18 protein-coding genes and 1 riboswitch are annotated in these 17,252 nt (G+C 67.3%); of the genes, 8 read left to right on the top strand and 10 right to left on the bottom strand.

Going from position 1 to position 17,252, the window contains the following annotated elements; genetic code table 11:
• Window positions 1–13: 13 nt before the first annotated feature.
• The 7 genes from AC3ANX_RS07280 to radA all read right to left on the bottom strand — a co-directional run bounded on the left by AC3ANX_RS07280 (window position 14) and on the right by radA (window position 6,265).
• Window positions 14–763: a Crp/Fnr family transcriptional regulator gene (locus AC3ANX_RS07280; RefSeq protein ID WP_488336326.1), complete on the bottom strand. Its 750-nt coding sequence runs from the start codon at window positions 761–763 to the stop codon at window positions 14–16.
• A gap of 201 nt (window positions 764–964) precedes the next feature.
• Window positions 965–1,294 (bottom strand): DUF423 domain-containing protein, encoded by a 330-nt coding sequence (locus tag AC3ANX_RS07275; protein ID WP_488336325.1) that lies wholly within the window; start codon window positions 1,292–1,294, stop codon window positions 965–967.
• On the bottom strand, window positions 1,291–3,039 hold the full coding sequence (locus AC3ANX_RS07270; RefSeq protein ID WP_488336324.1) for a cation:proton antiporter domain-containing protein: 1,749 nt from the start codon (window positions 3,037–3,039) through the stop codon (window positions 1,291–1,293). Before AC3ANX_RS07270 ends, AC3ANX_RS07275 begins: the two co-directional genes overlap by 4 nt.
• The gene (locus tag AC3ANX_RS07265; protein ID WP_488336323.1) at window positions 3,036–3,470 is read right to left on the bottom strand and encodes an iron-sulfur cluster assembly scaffold protein; all 435 of its coding nucleotides are present in this window, start codon (window positions 3,468–3,470) and stop codon (window positions 3,036–3,038) included. The genes AC3ANX_RS07270 and AC3ANX_RS07265 overlap by 4 nt, the downstream gene beginning before the upstream one ends.
• A gap of 63 nt (window positions 3,471–3,533) precedes the next feature.
• Complete coding sequence (locus tag AC3ANX_RS07260; protein ID WP_488336322.1) at window positions 3,534–4,226, bottom strand: SDR family NAD(P)-dependent oxidoreductase; 693 nt, start codon at window positions 4,224–4,226, stop codon at window positions 3,534–3,536.
• 44 nt (window positions 4,227–4,270) lie between these two features.
• Window positions 4,271–4,831 carry a CvpA family protein gene (locus AC3ANX_RS07255; RefSeq protein WP_488336321.1) on the bottom strand — a complete coding sequence of 187 codons (561 nt, stop codon included), beginning with the start codon at window positions 4,829–4,831 and terminating at the stop codon, window positions 4,271–4,273.
• Between the two features lie 63 nt (window positions 4,832–4,894).
• Window positions 4,895–6,265, bottom strand: coding sequence for a DNA repair protein RadA (radA, locus tag AC3ANX_RS07250; RefSeq protein WP_488336320.1), 1,371 nt, complete (start codon window positions 6,263–6,265; stop codon window positions 4,895–4,897).
• Between the two features lie 117 nt (window positions 6,266–6,382).
• Between radA and AC3ANX_RS07245 the strand changes: the two genes are divergently transcribed.
• Complete coding sequence (locus AC3ANX_RS07245; protein WP_488336319.1) at window positions 6,383–6,880, top strand: GAF domain-containing protein; 498 nt, start codon at window positions 6,383–6,385, stop codon at window positions 6,878–6,880.
• Here AC3ANX_RS07245 and AC3ANX_RS07240 read toward each other — a convergent pair.
• Window positions 6,846–7,586, bottom strand: coding sequence for a glutathione binding-like protein (locus tag AC3ANX_RS07240; RefSeq protein WP_488336318.1), 741 nt, complete (start codon window positions 7,584–7,586; stop codon window positions 6,846–6,848). The genes AC3ANX_RS07245 and AC3ANX_RS07240 overlap by 35 nt on opposite strands.
• 108 nt (window positions 7,587–7,694) lie before the next feature.
• Here AC3ANX_RS07240 and AC3ANX_RS07235 point away from each other — a divergent pair, with 108 nt between their 5' ends.
• Window positions 7,695–8,855, top strand: a complete 1,161-nt coding sequence (locus AC3ANX_RS07235; protein WP_488336905.1) for a glycosyltransferase family 4 protein — start codon at window positions 7,695–7,697, stop codon at window positions 8,853–8,855.
• Entirely contained in the window at window positions 8,855–9,460 is a 606-nt protein-coding gene (locus AC3ANX_RS07230; protein WP_488336317.1) for a DUF938 domain-containing protein, read from the top strand. Before AC3ANX_RS07235 ends, AC3ANX_RS07230 begins: the two co-directional genes overlap by 1 nt.
• A gap of 119 nt (window positions 9,461–9,579) precedes the next feature.
• Here the strand turns inward: AC3ANX_RS07230 and trxC are convergent, their stop codons facing one another.
• Entirely contained in the window at window positions 9,580–10,014 is a 435-nt protein-coding gene (gene trxC / locus AC3ANX_RS07225) for a thioredoxin TrxC (protein WP_488336316.1), read from the bottom strand.
• A 59-nt stretch (window positions 10,015–10,073) separates the two neighbouring features.
• Window positions 10,074–10,181: riboswitch (SAM-I-IV-variant riboswitch) on the top strand.
• A 42-nt stretch (window positions 10,182–10,223) separates the two neighbouring features.
• Between trxC and AC3ANX_RS07220 the strand changes: the two genes are divergently transcribed.
• The 4 genes from AC3ANX_RS07220 (at window position 10,224) to AC3ANX_RS07205 (ending at window position 13,191) form a co-directional block, all read left to right on the top strand.
• A complete protein-coding gene (locus AC3ANX_RS07220) occupies window positions 10,224–11,141 on the top strand; it encodes a homoserine O-succinyltransferase (RefSeq protein ID WP_488336315.1) in 918 nt (305 codons plus the stop codon).
• A 119-nt stretch (window positions 11,142–11,260) separates the two neighbouring features.
• The gene (locus AC3ANX_RS07215; protein ID WP_488336314.1) at window positions 11,261–11,731 is read left to right on the top strand and encodes a c-type cytochrome; all 471 of its coding nucleotides are present in this window, start codon (window positions 11,261–11,263) and stop codon (window positions 11,729–11,731) included.
• 51 nt (window positions 11,732–11,782) lie between these two features.
• A complete protein-coding gene (locus AC3ANX_RS07210) occupies window positions 11,783–12,436 on the top strand; it encodes a cytochrome b/b6 domain-containing protein (RefSeq protein WP_488336313.1) in 654 nt (217 codons plus the stop codon).
• Between the two features lie 2 nt (window positions 12,437–12,438).
• On the top strand, window positions 12,439–13,191 hold the full coding sequence (locus AC3ANX_RS07205; protein ID WP_488336312.1) for a SapC family protein: 753 nt from the start codon (window positions 12,439–12,441) through the stop codon (window positions 13,189–13,191).
• A 12-nt stretch (window positions 13,192–13,203) separates the two neighbouring features.
• Here the strand turns inward: AC3ANX_RS07205 and AC3ANX_RS07200 are convergent, their stop codons facing one another.
• A complete protein-coding gene (locus tag AC3ANX_RS07200; protein WP_488336904.1) occupies window positions 13,204–14,577 on the bottom strand; it encodes a M20/M25/M40 family metallo-hydrolase in 1,374 nt (457 codons plus the stop codon).
• 217 nt (window positions 14,578–14,794) lie between these two features.
• Between AC3ANX_RS07200 and AC3ANX_RS07195 the strand changes: the two genes are divergently transcribed.
• On the top strand, window positions 14,795–17,191 hold the full coding sequence (locus tag AC3ANX_RS07195) for a TonB-dependent receptor (RefSeq protein ID WP_488336311.1): 2,397 nt from the start codon (window positions 14,795–14,797) through the stop codon (window positions 17,189–17,191).
• The last annotated feature ends 61 nt before the right edge of the window (window positions 17,192–17,252 follow it).

Raw genomic sequence — 17,252 nt, 5'->3', positions numbered from 1 at the left:
GCGGCGCAACTCCTCAACCGGTCGCTGGTCGATCCTCCCCACAGAGCAGGAACGTGGGCGTAAATTCGGCGATGGAAACGAGCCTGTTCCAATCGCTGATCGTGACGCGATGCGAGTGAACCGTCGCGATGCCATCGACCCTGAAATCACGAAGCATGCGGTTGACGTGAACGGGGGTGAGACCCATCGCGTCGCCGATGTGCTCCTGCGTAAGACCGAGTTCGTAATCGTCGCGGTTGCCGAGCGATGCCCGCTCCATCCGCGTGCCAAGTTCGCACAGAAGATGCGCGATACGCCCGCGCGCATCCTTGCGGCCGACGTTGCCGATCCACTTGGCGAGGATCGACGCGTCCAGCACGGTGTCCCGCCAGAACGCCAGCGCGAGGTTCGGATGCGCGAGTGCAAGGCCACTCAACGCGCTATGCGCAATGTTCAGCACGCTCGAAGCGCCAAACGATGTCAGCCCCCAGCCGATCGTCGGCGCGACGACCGAGTACAGATCGCACATGTCGCCCGGCAGGTAGATCGCCGTTATCTGACGCGACCCATCGCGCATGAGGTCGAAGCGGCCGATGCTGCCCTCCGCCACCAAGGTGGCATATTCGATGGTAGCACCGGGCTGCATGAGGTCGCGTCCGGGGCCGACCTGCACCGCTTGACCGGTCAGGCCCATGAGCGCGTGCCGCTCTGCCTCCGAAATCGTGGAGTTGAGCGCCAAACGCGCAAGAAAGCGCGAGAGGGCGAGGTGGTCGCTGGTCGGCATCGCATGTCTCCCGTCGGGGCGGGAGCACGACGGCTCTCAGTCATCGAAGCCCGCAGCCTCATCGGTGATCGGGGTGGGTAACACGGATCAAGTCGAGAAACTAACCGTATCGGGTACGGGCCACAGGTTCATCGCTGAGGCGTAGCGGGCGATCCACGTAACCGCGATTTCCCCGCTGCTGAACTACCTAATCGGAACCCCTTACCGCGCCGCGCTCCACGCCAGCCACAGCCATCCCGCGATCAGCGCGAGTCCGCCCAGCGGCGTCACCGCGCCCAGCCAGCGCGGCAGGCCGAGCGCCATCAGATACAAAGTGCCCGCGAACACGCACGCTCCGCCGACGAACAGCCACCCCGCCCCGCGCGCGCCCAGTTGCGCGGCGATTAGCGCCGCGACCGCGTGGATGAGCTGATACTCACCGCCGGTCTTCAGCCACGCCGCCGCCTCGCCGCTCGCGCCGTGCGCGCCGAACGCGCCCGCGCCGACCGCCATCGCGCCTGACAGCGCCGCAAACACAACAAGCCAGTTCATCCGCCCTCCCGCAGTTCCTCGCGCACGTCCTGCACGATCATCCGCGCCGCCGAGTCGCGGAAATCGCCCGAGTCGAGCTGGACGCGCAGCCGTTCCTTGTCGCGCGCGCGGTAATGCGCCTCGCTGCGGTTGATCTCCTCATCGTCGATCTCAAGGCTGGCCATCGCCAGACGTGCCATCTTCACCGCCGATTCGAGCACCTCGCGCACCACCGCGCTGGCCGGCGAACCCTTCAGCTTGATGAGCGACCGCCGGTCATAGGCGCGCACGAACACCTTCGCGTCCGGGAAGGCGGTGTGGACGGCCTCGATCAGATCGGCCGTCACCTGATCCTTGTCGATGCAGAACAGGATCAGCTCGGCCTCGCCCGCGCCCGCCTGCCGGAGCAGATCGAGCCGGGTGCCGTCGCCATAATAGACCTTCGCGCCGAACTCGCCCGCCACGTCGATCATCTCGATATCGGTGTCGATCAGCGTGACCGGGATGCCTTGCGAGATCAGCATCTGCGCGACCGTCTGGCCAAACCGCCCGTAACCGACGATCAACGCGTTCGCCCCGTCCGCGCGCGGCCCCTCGCGGTCGCCTTCGGGGGCGACCGGCTCGGTACGCAGCCGCCGGGTCAGCGCCATCAGGAACGGCGTCGTCGCCATCGACAGCGTGACGACCGCGCCGAACAGGCTCGCGGCGGCAGGCGCGATCAGATAGGCGTGCTGCGCCTGCGCGAACAGCACGAAGCCGAATTCGCCGCCCTGGCTGAGCAGCAGCCCGAGCGCGAACGCCTCGCGCCACTTCATGCGGAACAGCAGGCCTATCCCCATCATGATCGCCGCCTTGGTGACGATCAGCGCCAGCGCCATGCCGATCACGAAGAACGGCCGCGCCGCGATCGCGTGGAGATCGAGCATCATGCCGATCGCGAGGAAGAACAGCCCGAGCAGGATCGAGCGGAACGGCTCGACATCGGTCTCGATCTCGTGCCGGTACGGGCTGTCCGCCAGCATCACCCCCGCCACGAACGCGCCGAGCGCGGTGGACAAGCCCAGCGACTGCATGATCGCCGCCGCCGCGACGACGGTGAACAGCGCGGCGAACACGAACATCTCGCGCTCACCCAAGTTACCGATTGCGCGGAACATCGGCCGGATCAGATAGCGCCCGGCCAGCACCAGCCCGGTGATCGCCAGCACGGTGTAAAGGAACAGCAGCCAGCCCGGCGGGCCGTTCGCGTCGGCCGGATTGCGCGACAGCACCGCGACGATGGTAATGAGCGGCACGATCGACAGATCCTGGAACAGCAGGATCGAGAAAGCGCGCTCCCCGAACGGGGTGCGTAAGCGGCCGGCGGATTGCAGCATCGGCAGCACCTGCGCGGTCGACGACAGCGCGAGCGGCAGCCCGAGCGCGAGCGACGCCGCAGGCGAGAAACGCGCGATCAGCCAGACCACCCCCGTCACCGCGATGCCGCACGCGACGACCTGCATCAGCCCGAGCCCGAAGATCTCCTTGCGCAACGCCCATAGCCGCGATGGGTTGAGTTCGAGCCCGACGATGAACAACAGCAGGGTGATACCGAGTTCGGCCACGCCGATCTTCTGTTCGGCATCGCCGACGAGGCCGAGCACCTGCGGGCCGACCACCGCGCCCGCGATGAGATAGCCCAGGGTCGCGCCGAGCCCGAGCCGGCGGAAGATCAGCACGAACAGCAGCCCGAAGCCGCCGAGCGCCGCGCCGTCGATCAGCGTCATGCGGCGTGGCGCAGCGCGGCGGCCGCCGCCGCGTCCGCCGCAGCCTCGAACGCGAGCCGGATCGAGGGATGGCGCGCGCTGTGCGGCAACGCCGGCGTGAAGATATCGAGACCGGGCCAGTCAGGCGCAGCGCCCTCGCCCGCCAGCCACGCGGTGAGCGCATCGCGCGCCGCGGCGATCTCGGCCGGGGAGCGGCCGATCACGTTCGCCGCCAGCAGCGACGACGATGCCTGCCCCAGCGCACAGGCGCGCACCAGCATCCCGACCGCGCTGACCCGGCCTTCGGCGTCGGTATCGATATCCACCGTGACGCGGCTCCCGCAGATTGGCGAGCGCTTTTCGGACGAGGCCATCGGGTCGGCGAGCCGCTCCTGATACGGAATGCTCGCGGCGAGGCGGAGAATTTCGGTGTTGTAGAGCGTCGCGGTCATGCCACCGATGTAGGGCCGATCCGGCGCGGCGTCACCCCGCGATGGTTAGCCACGCGAAACGAATCACCATGGCACCGTCTTCCCGAAGCGATCCAGATAGTGCAGCCCCAGCTTGCCTTTGGCCGCGAGCAGCAGGTCGGTCAGTATCGGCGCGCTCTCCTCCACCGTGAAGGGCGCGTCGGGGCCGCCGAGCGCGGTGCGGATCCAGCCGGGCGCGAGCAGCAACGTCGCGCGGGACGGTTCGAGCGCGGCGAAGCTCTTCATCAGCATGTTGAGCGCGGCCTTGCTCGCCCGATACACGGTGCCGACGCCATTCTGGTTGTTGGCGATGCTGCCCTGCCCCGACGTCATGACACCGAGCAACCCGCTCGCCGGAACAAGCTCGGCCATCGCCTCGATCACGCGCATCGGGCTGAGCGCGTTGGTGGTCATGATGTCGGTGAACTCCTCGGTGCTGACGGACCCGATCCGCATCTGCGGGTCGCGCATCGCGGTGCCGGCATTGACGAACACGATATCGAGCGTGCGGCCGGACAGGCGTTCGCGCAGCGCGGCGATTTCGTTGGGTTGCGTGATGTCGAGCGGCTCGATCTCGACCTGCCCCGGTGCCGCCTCGGCAAGGTCATGAAGCAGCGTGAGCACGCCCGGGCGAACCGTGCCGATCACATGCCAGCCGCGCGCGACAAGCTCGGCGGCAATGGCGAGGCCGAGCCCGCGGGACGCGCCGACGATCAGGGCGGTGGAGGTTTCGGGCATCGGCACATCGTCCTTCGCTGAAGCAGGCGCGTGCCCAACGCACGTCAGTCGCTCCGGTTCTCTGCCGTGTCCGACACCGGCGCGCTGTGGCCGAACACCGGCAATCCCTTGCGGCGGCGATCGACGAAATCGGCAATGCTCGCGCTGGTCGCATTCAGCAGCGGGTACGTCTTGGACGCGGTCAGCCACTCCGGCCGGTGGGCGGGGCCGCCGTGGACTGTATCGGTCATCAGCACGACGAGCAGGAAGGCAAGGCTGGTGAGGATCAACCCCTTCACCGCACCGAAGCCGAAGCCGAGCGCGCGGTCGATCGGGCCGATCGCCGAATCGCGGATGCGCGCGCCGATCGCCCGTGCGACGATCCGCCCGCCGAAATAGGTCACGCCGGCGAGGATCGCGAAGGCGAGCACCGCCGCCCCCGTCACCGTGCCGACGATGCCGGTAAGCGCGGCGGCGAGCGGCACGTGGAACAGCTTCACCGCGAACACGATCGCCACCCAGGCGAACAGCGACAGCACCTCGGTCACGAACCCACGCATCAGCCCGAGGATAGCGGCGCCGCCGACGGCGAGAAGAACGATGATGTCGAGCGCGCTCAGTCCCATGATGCGTCCGCGCTTACCCCGGCTGCGGGTGGTCTGTCGAGTGTGTCAGGCGCGCACGACACGTCACCGCCCGAGCATATGCTCGACCAGACTGCCGAGCGTGCGGAAACCGGTGAGCGCGAGCGGCCCCGGATCGGCGGCGGTGGTGGCGGGCACCAGCGCGCGTTCGAAGCCGAGCTTGGCGGCCTCCTTCATCCGCAGCGGGCCGTGCGCGACCGGGCGCACCTCGCCCGACAGCGCGATCTCGCCGAACGCGACCGCATCGGCGGGCACCGGCCGTTCGGACAGGCCGGAGATGAGCGCCGCCGCCACCGCCAGATCGGCGGCGGGATCGGCCACGCGGTAGCCGCCGGCGACGTTGAGATAGACTTCGCAGGCGGAGAAACTGAGCCCGCAGCGCGCCTCCAGCACGGCGAGGATCATCGCCAGCCGTCCACTGTCCCAGCCGACCACCGCACGCCGGGGCGTCGCGCCGCTGGCGAGCCGCACCACCAGCGCCTGAATTTCGACCAGCACCGGGCGCGTGCCTTCCAGCGCCGGGAACACGGTGGTGCCCGTCACACCCTCGTCTCGCTGCGTCAGGAACAGCGCCGATGGATTGGCGATCTCGGTCAGCCCCTCCGCGACCATCGCGAACACGCCGATCTCGTCGGTGCCGCCGAACCGGTTCTTGATCGCGCGCAGGATGCGATATTGGTGGCTGCGCTCGCCCTCGAAGCTCAGCACGGTATCGACCATATGTTCGAGCACGCGCGGACCGGCGATGCTGCCGTCCTTGGTGACATGGCCGACCAGCACGACGGCGGTGCCGCGTTCCTTGGCGAAGCGGATCAGTTCCTGTGCGGAGGCGCGCACCTGACTGACCGTGCCGGGCGCGCCCTCGATCAGATCGGAGTGCATCGTCTGGATCGAATCGATCACCAGCAGGTCCGGCGGCGTGCCCTGCGAGAGCGTGGTGAGGATGTCGCGCGTCGAGGTGGCGGAGGCGAGTTGCACCGGCGCGTTGCCGAGCCCCAGCCGCCGCGCGCGCAGCCGCACCTGATCGGCCGCCTCCTCGCCCGAGACATAGGCGACGCTTTTGCCGGACAGCGCCATCTTCGCCGCCGCCTGCAACAGCAGGGTCGACTTGCCGATGCCGGGATCGCCGCCGATCAGCGTCGCCGATCCCTCCACGAACCCGCCGCCGAGCGCACGGTCGAACTCGGCGATGCCGCTCGCCATACGTTCGGGCAGTTCGATATCGCTGTCGAGCCCGGACAAGGTGATGAACCGCCCGCCACCTTGCAGATTGTGCTTGGCCTGGAACGGCGTGACCACCCCGCCCGCCTCCTCGACCAGGGTGTTCCATTCCGAACAATCGCCGCATTGCCCCGCCCAGCGATGCGAGACCGAGCCGCAGGATTGGCAGACATAGCGCTTCTGAGGTTTTGCCATGCCCAAGACGGTACAAGAAACGGAACGATAGGGGAACAAAAATCACGCCCAACCCCCCTTCGGGTGATTGCAGGCGCGGCCTGCCCCTGCCATGGGGCAGCCCGAAGGGGCGGTACTTTGGACGATCTGGCACGCACATCGGCGTCGTTCGGCGACAATGCCGAAATCCGCACCATCCTGCGCGAGGTTTGCGATCTCACCGGGATGGGCTTCTCTGCGGTCGCGCGGGTGACCGACACGCGCTGGATCGTGTGCCAGGTGCTCGACAAGATCGAGTTCGGGCTCGAACCCGGCGAGGAACTTGATCTCAAGACCACGATCTGCGACGAGATCCGCCACAGCGGCGAGGCCGTCGTGATCGACCATGTCTCCGCCGAGCCGGCGTGGCGCACCCACCACACGCCGGTCCTGTACGGGTTCGAAAGCTACATCTCGATTCCGATCCTGCTCGCCGACGGCAGCTTCTTCGGCACGCTGTGCGCGATCGACTCGGCGCCGCACAACCTTACCGCCGGCGATCTGGTGGCGAAGATGCGCGGCCTGGCCGGGCGGGTCGCCACCATCCTGAACGCGCAGGGCGTTACGGACGCGCCGGGATCAGCAGACCGCGCCTGACCGCCGGGCGGGCAAGCCCGCGCTCGAGCCACGCCTTGACGTTGGCGAAGCCGTCGAACCCGACGAGATCGCCCGCGTCGTAGAAGCCGACCAGCCCGCGCACCCAGCCGATCGTCGCGATATCCGCGATCGTATAGTCGTCGCCCATGAACCACTCGCGCCCGGCGAGCACCCGGTCCATCACGCCGAGTAGCCGCTTCACCTCGGCGAGGTAACGGTCGCGCGGTCGCTTGTCCTCATAGTCCTTGCCGGCGAACTTCACGAAGAAGCCGAGCTGCCCGAACATCGGGCCGACGCCGCCCATCTGGAACATCAGCCACTGGATCGTCTGGTAGCGCAAGGCGGGATCGGCGGGGAGGAACTTGCCGGTCTTCTCCGCCAGATAGAGCAGGATCGCACCGCTTTCGAACAGCGCGAGCGGCTTGCCGCCGGGGCCTGCCGGATCGATGATCGCGGGGATCTTGCCATTGGGGTTGAGCGATTCGAACGCCGCCGAATGTTGCTCGTCCGCGCCGAAGTCGATCGGGTGCGCCTCATAAGGAAGCTGGCATTCCTCCAGCATGATCGACACCTTGAGGCCGTTGGGCGTCGGCAGCGAATAGAGTTGCAGCCGGTCGGGATGCCTGGGTTGCCAGCGTGCGGTGATCGGAAAGTCGCTAAGCGGCGTGCCGGCGAGCGGGTGCGGTGTGTCGTTGGGAAGCGGCATGGGAGTCTCCTTCGCGTGGACGCATATAGGGCAAGCGCGCGCGCGCTGCACCCGAGCTTCGTGAAACGCTCTGTTCCCAAGGCGACGACGCGCGGCTATGGCGCGGCGATGCAGGCGACAGACCTCCGCGTTGCGCTCTTCAGCGGCAATTACAACTACACCCGTGACGGTGCCAACCAGACGCTCAACCTGCTGGTCGGCTATCTGCTCAAGCAGGGTGCGGCGGTGCGCGTCTATTCGCCGGTCAGCCGCAAGCCCGCGTTCGCGCCGACCGGCGATCTGGTCGGCACGCGCTCGGTGAAGATGCCGGGCGGGCGGGCCGAATACAAGCTTGGGCTGGGCATCGACGCGCGAGTTCGCGCCGATCTGGATGCGTTCGCGCCCAACCTCGTCCATGTCTCCGCGCCCGATTTCCTCAATCATTCGGCGGTGCGCTATGCGCGCGAAAAGGGCATCCCGGTCGTCGCTTCGTACCACACGCGGTTCGAGACCTATGTGCAATATTACGGCATCGGCTTCGTCGCGCCGCTGATCGTGCGGATGCAGCGCAAATTCTACGAGAGCGTCGACGAGGTGCTCGCCCCCAGCCAGATGATGGGCGAGATCCTGCGCGAATGGGGCGTTACCACGCCCGTCACGCGCTGGTCGCGCGGGGTGAACCACGATCGCTTCAACCCCGCGCGCAGGAGCCTCGAATGGCGGCGCTCGCTCGGCATCGCCGACGACGAGATCGCGGTCGGCTTCCTCGGCCGGCTGGTGAAGGAGAAAGGCCTCGACGTGTTCGCCAAGGCGATGCACGCGCTCGACGCGCGCGGCGTGCGCCACAAGACCTTGGTGGTCGGCGAAGGCCCGGCGCGCGACTGGTTCGCCAAGGAAATCCCTGACGCGGTGTTCGCAGGGTTCGTGACCGGCGACGATCTCGGCCGCGCGGTCGCCTCGATGGACGTGTTCTTCAACCCGAGCGTGACCGAGACGTTCGGCAACGTCACACTGGAGGCGATGGCGGCGGGCGTGCCGGTGGTGGCGGCGCGTGCGAGCGGCGCGGTCGGGTTGCTCGAAGATGGCGTGACCGGGCTGATCGTCGATCCGCGCGACATCGAAGGCTATGCCGACGCACTGCAACGCTTCTGCGAGGATGCCGACTTCCGCCTCGGTGCAGGCCGCGCGGGCGTGGCCGAGGCAGCGGGGTATAAATGGGAGCGGATCAACCAGACCGTGCTCGACACCTATTTGCGCGTGAGCGAGCGGACGCGGTCGGCGTGCTGCTGATGGCGGCCGATGCCCGCCTGAGCAGCCCCGCCGCGCTGCGCAATCGGGCGCCGATCCTTTACGTACTGCGCACGGTGCTGCCAGCGCTGGGCACCGTGCTGGAGATCGCCAGCGGATCGGGCGAGCATGTCCTGCATTTCGCCGCCGCTTTGCCCGCGCTGACGTGGCAGCCGAGCGATCCCTCGCCCGAGGCGCGCGGCTCGATCGGGGCGTGGCTCGCGGACGAGCCGCGCGCGAACGTGCTGGCGCCGGTCGATCTCGACGCGTCGTCAGCGACGTGGCCGGTGGCGGCTGCTGACGCGGTGCTGGCGATCAACATGGTGCACATCAGCCCGTGGAAAGCGACGCTCGGGCTGCTCGCTGGTGCGGCACGGGTGTTGCCGGTGGGTGGGCCGCTGGTGCTGTACGGGCCGTTCCGGCGCGCCGGCGCGGCGATGGCGGCGAGCAACGTGGCGTTTGATGCCGACCTGAAAGCGCGCAACCCGGCGTGGGGGATTCGCGACCTAGACGCGATCGTGACGGCGGCGGATGCGCGCGGGTTAGCTCTTGAGCGCGTGATTGAGATGCCCGCGAACAATCTGTCGGTGGTGTTCGTCCGGCGCTGACTTAGATTCGCCGTTCCCCGGCGAAGGCCGGGGTCCAGTTACGGAACGCCGATAAACGCACCTCGCGCTTCGTTACCGCCACCTCTCCAACCGGACCCCGGCCTTCGCCGGGGAACAGGTCACACCAGTCCCCGCGCCCACTGCACGATCGCGCTCGCCGGCATCGCGCCGGATTGCCGTGCCACCTCGCGCCCGCCGCGAAACAGGATCATCGTCGGGATCGAGCGGATCGCGTAGCGCGCGGCGATCGCGCCTTCCGCCTCGGTGTCGAGCTTGCCAAGCCGCATCGCCGGTTCGAGTTGCTGCGCGGCGGCGGCGAACGCGGGCGCCATCTGCCGACACGGCCCACACCATTCCGCCCAGAAATCGACCAGCAGCGGCAGATCGCCGCGCCCGGCATGCGCATCGAAATTGGCGGAGGTCAGCTTCAGCGGCACTCCTTGAAACAACGGCGCGTGACATTTGCCGCAGGTGCCGCCTGCCCCCATTTTCGCCAAGGGCACACGGTTTGCGGTCGCGCACGCCGGGCAGATCACGATTTTACTGTCGCTCATGAGCGCTGATGTAGGGCTCTTACGAGCATTGCCAAGCATCCTGGAATTCCGTAAAGCGGCCATTACATCAAGAGTTGGGGCGACGCCCAACGCCAACCTGCCTATCCGGGCAAGGTGGCACTCTCACATGAGAGGATGTGGCCGATCCGGCAACCAAACGGACCCGAGCCACGGTGAAGCGTCCGCCCCGTCAGAGGACGTGAACGCCCGTGCCGATCAAGATTCCCGACGACCTGCCCGCCACCCGCACGCTCGAAGCCGAGGGCATCACCGTGATGCGCGAAACCGAGGCGGCGCGTCAGGACATCCGCCCGCTTCGGATCGGGCTGCTCAACCTGATGCCCAACAAGATCAGCACAGAGACGCAGCTCGCCCGGCTGATCGGCGCGTCCCCGCTCCAGATCGAACTGACCCTCGTGCGGATGAGCGATCATGTCGCGCGCAATACCTCGGCCGATCATATGGCGGCGTTCTACCGCCCGTGGTCGGACGTGCGCGACGAGCGGTTCGACGGCTTCATCATCACCGGCGCGCCGGTCGAGAAGCTGCCGTTCGAACAGGTGCGCTATTGGGACGAGATGCGGCAGGTGTTCGACTGGACGCAGACGCATGTGCACAGTTGCCTGACGATCTGCTGGGCAGCGCAGGCGGCCGCCTATCATTTCCACAGCATCGGCAAGCACCCGCTCGAAGCGAAGGCAAGCGGGGTGTTCGCGCACCGCAACCTGATCCCCTCCTCGCCGTATCTGCGCGGCTTTTCCGACGATTTCGCAGTGCCGGTATCGCGCTGGACCGAGGTGCGGCGTGAGGACGTGCTGCGCGCGCCCGCCTTGCGCATCCTCGCCGACAGCGACGAGACCGGCCCGTGCCTGCTCGAAGATCCGGCCTATCGGCGGCTGTATATGTTCAACCACCTCGAATATGACACCACCACGCTCGCGGACGAATATGCGCGCGATTGCGGCGTGGTGCCGGCGCATTATTTCCCCGACGACGACCCGACCCGCCCGCCCGCGAACACCTGGCGCAGCCACGCGCACCTGTTGTTCGGCAACTGGATCAACGAGATCTACCAGACTACGCCGTTCGAACTGGCGGCGTTGGGCGCGGTGGCGAAAGCGGCCTAGAATCGCGGCAGGCGTATTTTCCTGAGACCTTCATCGAAAGGTCTGGCGCGACGGTGCCAAATCGGAGAGGAAAGCACTCGGCCGCGCGGCCGTGATCGACGTTACAGGGGAATCCATCCATGATCGTAGCACCAGCGTTCAAAGCCCTTCGTATCGTCGCGATCGCGGCCGTGCTCGCGACGCCGGCCATGGCGGCCGCGCCCGCCCCGCAGGATATCGTCAACGCGCGCATGGCAGGCATGAAGAAGATGGGTGGCGGCATGAAGGCGCTCGGCACCCAGCTCAAGAGCGGCACCCCCGACAAGGCGGCGATGGTCGCCGCCGCGCAGACGATCGCCACCACCGCCAAGGGCATGGGCAAGCTGTTCCCCGCCGGCACCGGCCCCGCGGCCGGCCTCAAGACCGATGCGCTGCCCGCGATCTGGACCGAGCGCGCTACCTTCGATGCGGACATGGCGAAGCTCGTCGCCGAATCGGGCAAGCTGGTTAAGGTGGCCCGCGCCGGTGACGCCGCCGCTACGGGCACGCAGATGAAGGCCGTCGGCGCGACCTGCGGAGCCTGCCATCGCCAGTTCAAAGCCGATCACTGATCCGTCTGCACCGTGACACCCGTCGAAGCTCCCGCCGCAGCAGCGACCTCCGTGCGCGTGTGGGATCTGCCCGTCCGCCTGTTTCACTGGTCGCTGGTCGCGCTGCTCGGCTTTTCGTGGTGGAGCGGCGATCACCATGACATGGATTGGCACCGGCTGTCGGGTTACACGATCCTCGCGCTGCTGACGTTCCGCGTCTATTGGGGCGTGTTCGGCAGCCGCACCGCGCGCTTCGCGCAGTTCGTGCGGGGGCCACGCGCGGTGTTCGCGTACCTCGGCAAGCTGGGCAAGCGGCCGTATCAGGCAGCGGACGGACACAATCCGATCGGCGGCTGGAGCGTGGTGCTGATGCTCGCAGCGCTGAGCGCGATGGTGCTTGCCGGGCTGTTCTCGGTCGATGTCGACGGGCTCGAATCGGGGCCGCTTGCCGATTACGTCAGCTTCGATACCGGGCGCTGGGCGGCGGGCGTGCACCATGTGATGTTCAACGTGCTGCTCGCGCTGGTCGCGCTGCATGTGCTGGCGATCCTGTTCTATCTCATCGGGCTGCGCCACAATCTGATCGCGCCGATGATCCACGGTCGCCGCCGCGCCGAAGCCAGCCCCGTGGCGGAGCGGCTCGGCGCGTCGCCGGTGAAGGCCGCGATCGGCGTCGTCATCGCCGCTGTCTTTGCCTATGCAGTGTCGCGGGGCTTCCGCTTCTGAGCGTGACGGTGGAAGACGATTTCACGCTGAACGGCGCGCCGCCGCTGTACGAGCAGGTCGCCGTGCTCGATCCGGCGTACCACCGTGACTGTGCGATCCTGCCGACCGACCGACCCTATCGCTTCGCCGCCGCCGCACCGCTGATCGCGGTCACGATCGACGAATTCGCCCGCGCCGCGCTCGACTATCCGATCATCTTCTTCGCCGCCGAGCGTGAAGCCGTGGTCGTCACCGGCCTCACCGCGGACCGCAATCTGTTCGTCGCGCCCGACGGCAGCTATGCGCCCGGAGCCTATGTGCCCGCCTATTTGCGGCGCCACCCGTTCGCACTCGCGCACCGCGAGAACGGCAACCGCATCGTGTGCATAGACGAGTCGTCGGACCGGCTGGTCCCGCTCGGCACGCCGGGCGCGGTGCCGCTGTTCGAACGCGGTGCGCCGAGCGAGCGCGTGCATCAGGCGATCCGCTTCGCAGAGGCGATCGACGCGGCCGAAACCCGCACGCGCAGCTTCGTCGCGATGCTCGACGCGCTCGGCCTGTTCGAGCCGCGCAAGGCGTTTCACCAGCCGATCGGCCGCCCCGCATCGGAGCGGACGCTGGTGGTCGAATATGACGCGATTTCGCGTGCGAAACTCGACGCGCTCGATCCGGCGACGTTCGCGCGATTGCGGGGCGGCGGCATGCTCGACGCGATCCACGCGCACCTGCTGTCGGCAGGGAACTGGGACGTGCTGCCGCTGTGGGCGGCAGGCTGAGCGTCGCAGGGCTCAGCCGGTATAGGCCTTCACCAGCCGGTACATGAACACGCGCCCGTCCATCAGCGACTTCACGCGGATGCGCTCGTTGAGGCCATGCACGCCCTGCCCGTCGGGATCCGAGAACAGCCCGGAGACGCCATAGGTCGGAATGCCCGCCGCATTGGTGTAACGCCCGTCGGTCGCGCCGGTAGAAAGACGCGGGATCACCGGCACGCCCGGCCACATCTCCCTGGTGAGCGCCGCGATCGGTGCCATGATCTGCGGCGTCAGCGGGGGCGCGGAGGATTTCGGCTGCGGCGCATCGGCGAGCGCGACCGTCACGTGCGGGTTGCCCGCCACTGCCGCCAGCTTCGCGAGAACGCCGTCGACGCTTTCGCCGGGAATGATCCGGCAGTTGACGTTGGCCGTCACCGATTGCGGTTGTGCATTGGGCGCATGCCCGCCCGAGATCATCGTCGGGATGCAGGTGGTGCGCAGCGTCGCGTTCCAGCTCGGGTTGGCGGCCGAAACCGCCGCATAATCGGCCGCGCTCGCCTTGCCCGTGCCGATCGCGGCCATCGCGGCCTGCGTCTTGGGGTATAAAGCTGCCGAGGCGCCGAAATACGCCTTGGCGGCGGGCGTCAGATCGACCGGGAAGTCATAGGCGTTCACTCGCGCGAGTGCCTCCGCCACCCAGCCGATCGCGTTGACGTGCGGCGCCTGCCGCGAGCTGTGCCCGCCCGGCGCGGTGGCTGCGAAGGTGAAGTCCTGATAGACTTTCTCGCCCGCCTGCACGCCCTGGCTGACCGGCTTGCCCGCTTCGTCGAGCGAGCCGCCGCCGCCCTCGTTCAGCGCCCAGCCCGCCGCCAGCGTCTCGGGCCGGTTCTTGAGCAGCCACGACACGCCGTTGAGCGCCTTTTCGGTTTCCTCGCCGCAGGTCAGCGCGAGCTTGATCGTGCGTTTGGGCTTATAGCCCTCCTGCCGGAACCGGACCATCGCGTCGGTGAAGCTTGCCGCCATCGCCTTGTCGTCCGACGTGCCGCGCCCGTAGAGATAGCCGTTCTCCTCGACCAGGGTGAACGGGTCGCGCGTCCAGTCGGCGCGCTTGGCCGCGACGACGTCGATATGCGCGAGCAGCAGCAGCGCAGGCAGTTTGGCGTCGCTGCCACGCAGGATCGCGGCGAGATTGCCTTCCTTCGGATGCGCGGGATCGACGATCACCTGCACGTCCGCAGCCGGATAGCCCGCCGCCGTCAGATGCGCCGCCATGCGTTGCGCGGCGAGCGTGCAACTGCCGTCCGGCCAGCTCGAATCGGTTTCGACCAGTTCCTTGTAGAGCGCACGAAACGCGGGTTCGCCGCTGCGGGGATCGGCTGGGACGGCCTGTGCAGCGCCGGCGAGCATAGCCGACAGCGCGAGCACGGTTGAGCATTGAACGGCTTTCACGTGAGCATTCCCCCTGTAGCAGCGCGCCGCATCCAGGCGCGTTTCCCTGATGCAGCAACCTGAACGAACGCGAAGGATCAGACAAGTCGCGACAAAGTTGCGAATGCGTCGCAATCTGATTGACGTTGCGAGTGACTCGCAATATCGGAGCGCTACGTAATATTACGGGGGGACAATGACCGAACCGATTGCTCGCACCGTGCGTCACCGCACGTTCCTCGCTCTGTCCTGCGTCGGCACGCTCTTTGCGCCGAACGCGATGGCGGCACCCGCGAGCGATGCCGCCGCCGTTGATGCGTCCGCCGCAGACGCGCCGGACAACGTCGTCGTGCTGGGTCAGCGCATCAAGGAAACGCGCCAGCATCAGGAGAGTCCCAAGGCCGTCCGCCCGCTGCGCGATACGCCGCAAACCGTCACCGTGCTGTCGAGCGAAGTGCTCGAACAGCAGAACCTGCTGTCGCTGAAGGATGCACTTTCGACCGTGCCCGGCATCTCGTTCGGCGCGGGCGAAGGCGGCAGCGGCTACGGTGACAGCATCACGCTGCGCGGCTATTCGGCCAACAACGACATCACGGTCGATAACGTGCGCGACAGTGCGCAGTACAGCCGCACCGACACGTTCAACGTCGCGCAGATCGAAGTCACCAACGGCGCCAATTCGGTGAGCAACGGCTCGGGCTCGGTCGGCGGCAACATCAACCTCGTCACCAAGCGGCCACTCCAGCACGATCAGTCGGTCGTCGAGGCCGGCATCGGCACCGAAGGCTATTATCGTGCCACCGCCGATGTCAGCCACCATGTCTCCGACGGGATCGCGGTGCGGCTGAACGCGATGTACCACCGCAACGACATCCCCGGGCGCGATGTCGAGAAGGCGCGCCGGTGGGGCGTCGCGCCGTCGATCACGTTCGGCATGGGCAGTTTGACCCGGCTGACCTACGAATATCTGCACCAGGAGGATACCAACACCCCCCAGTTCGGCGTGCCCTATATCAGCGGCGCGGTCGTCGGCAGCACCACCGGCGCGACGTTCAGCGGCCCGATCCCTGGCGTCGATCGATCGAGCTATTTCGGGTTCCGCAACTACGATACGCAGCGGATCAACCTCGATCAGGCGACGCAGATCTTCGAGCACGACTTCAGCGATCGCGTCTCGATCCGCAACCTGACCCGCTACCAGGACGTGCAGCAATTCACCCGCGCGGACGGGCCGGAGGGCACATTCTGCCTGCCGAACGGCCGCACGGTGCTGAACGCGGTCTGCACCACGCCGGGCCTGTTCACCCCGAGCGGCGGCTCGCGCGGCAACACGCGCGCGACCGAGAACCAGCTCGCCTATACGCAGACCGATCTGAAGGCGGTGGCGAACACCGGCTTCATCGAACATACGTTCGACGTCGGCTTCTCGCTGTCGCGTGAGAATTACAACGCTGCGACCGGCAATTCGCAGCGCGCCGCCAACGGCGCCGCCGCGACCATCCCGCCTTATGCGATCTTCAACCCCGACGCGAACAACACCTATCTCGGTCCAGTCAACTTCGTCGTCGCCTCACGCCCGAAGTCGCAGATCGACAATTATGCGGTCTATCTGTTCGACGCGGCGAAACTGTCCGATCATTTCGAGATCAACGGCGGCGTGCGTTGGGAACGCAACATCGCCAGGTCGCAGACCAACACCTTCTCGACCACGGTGGGCTCGACGTTCGGCACGCTGACCACCGCCGGCCCCACGCTCTACAACCGCGACAGCCTGTTCTCGTACCGCGTCGGCCTCGTTTACAAGCCGATCGAGGCAGCGAGCCTCTATGTCGCCTACGGCAATTCCAAGACACCCTCGCAGAGCAGCGTCAACGGAAGCTGCACCTTCACACCGACCGCGGCGGTGCCGCTCTCGACGTGCAGCAGCCGCCCCGAAGGTGCCAAGAATTACGAGATCGGCGGCAAGCTCGAACTGTTCGACGGCGGCCTGCTGCTGACCGCCGCGTTGTTCCGCAACGAGCGCGACAGCTACCGGGTGCCCTCGGGCGACCCGACCGTGCCCGACCAGCAGACCGACGGCCGTTCACGCGTCAACGGCATCGCGCTCGGCGCATCGGGCCACATCACGCCGGCCTGGTCGATCACGGCCAATTACACGCACCTCAACAGCAAATTGCTCCAGAGCGTGTCCGACAAATGCCTTGCGGCGCCGGGTTCGGGCAATTGCACCAACACGGTGGCGAACCCCAATCCTGGCGGTGGCACCGCACTGACCGGCACGCCCAAGGATTCGGGCAGCCTCTACACCGCCTACACCCTGCCCTTCGGGCTGACGCTTGGCTACGGCGCGACCTATCAGGGGCCGTTCGTCATCAACACGCCAACCGTCACCGCGCCGCTGGTGTTCCGCTCGCACGGCTATCTCGTCCATAATGCGACGATCAGCTACGACATCACCAAGGCGTTCCAGGCGCAGGTCAACGTGAAGAACATCGGCGACAATCTGTATTACACGCGGATCCGCGCCAACAACGGCTGGGCGACGCCGGGCGACGCGCGCTCGGCGGTGCTGACGCTCAGCTACAAACTCTGATCGGCAAGGTCTGATCGGTATCTGGCACCCCGACTTGGGGGCGGCGACCTGCGGGTCGTCG

This window comes from Sphingomonas sp. BRN-1R (assembly GCF_057748035.1).
Note: the sequence above shows the minus strand (reverse complement) of the source record. Positions and strands in the feature narration are given on the sequence as shown.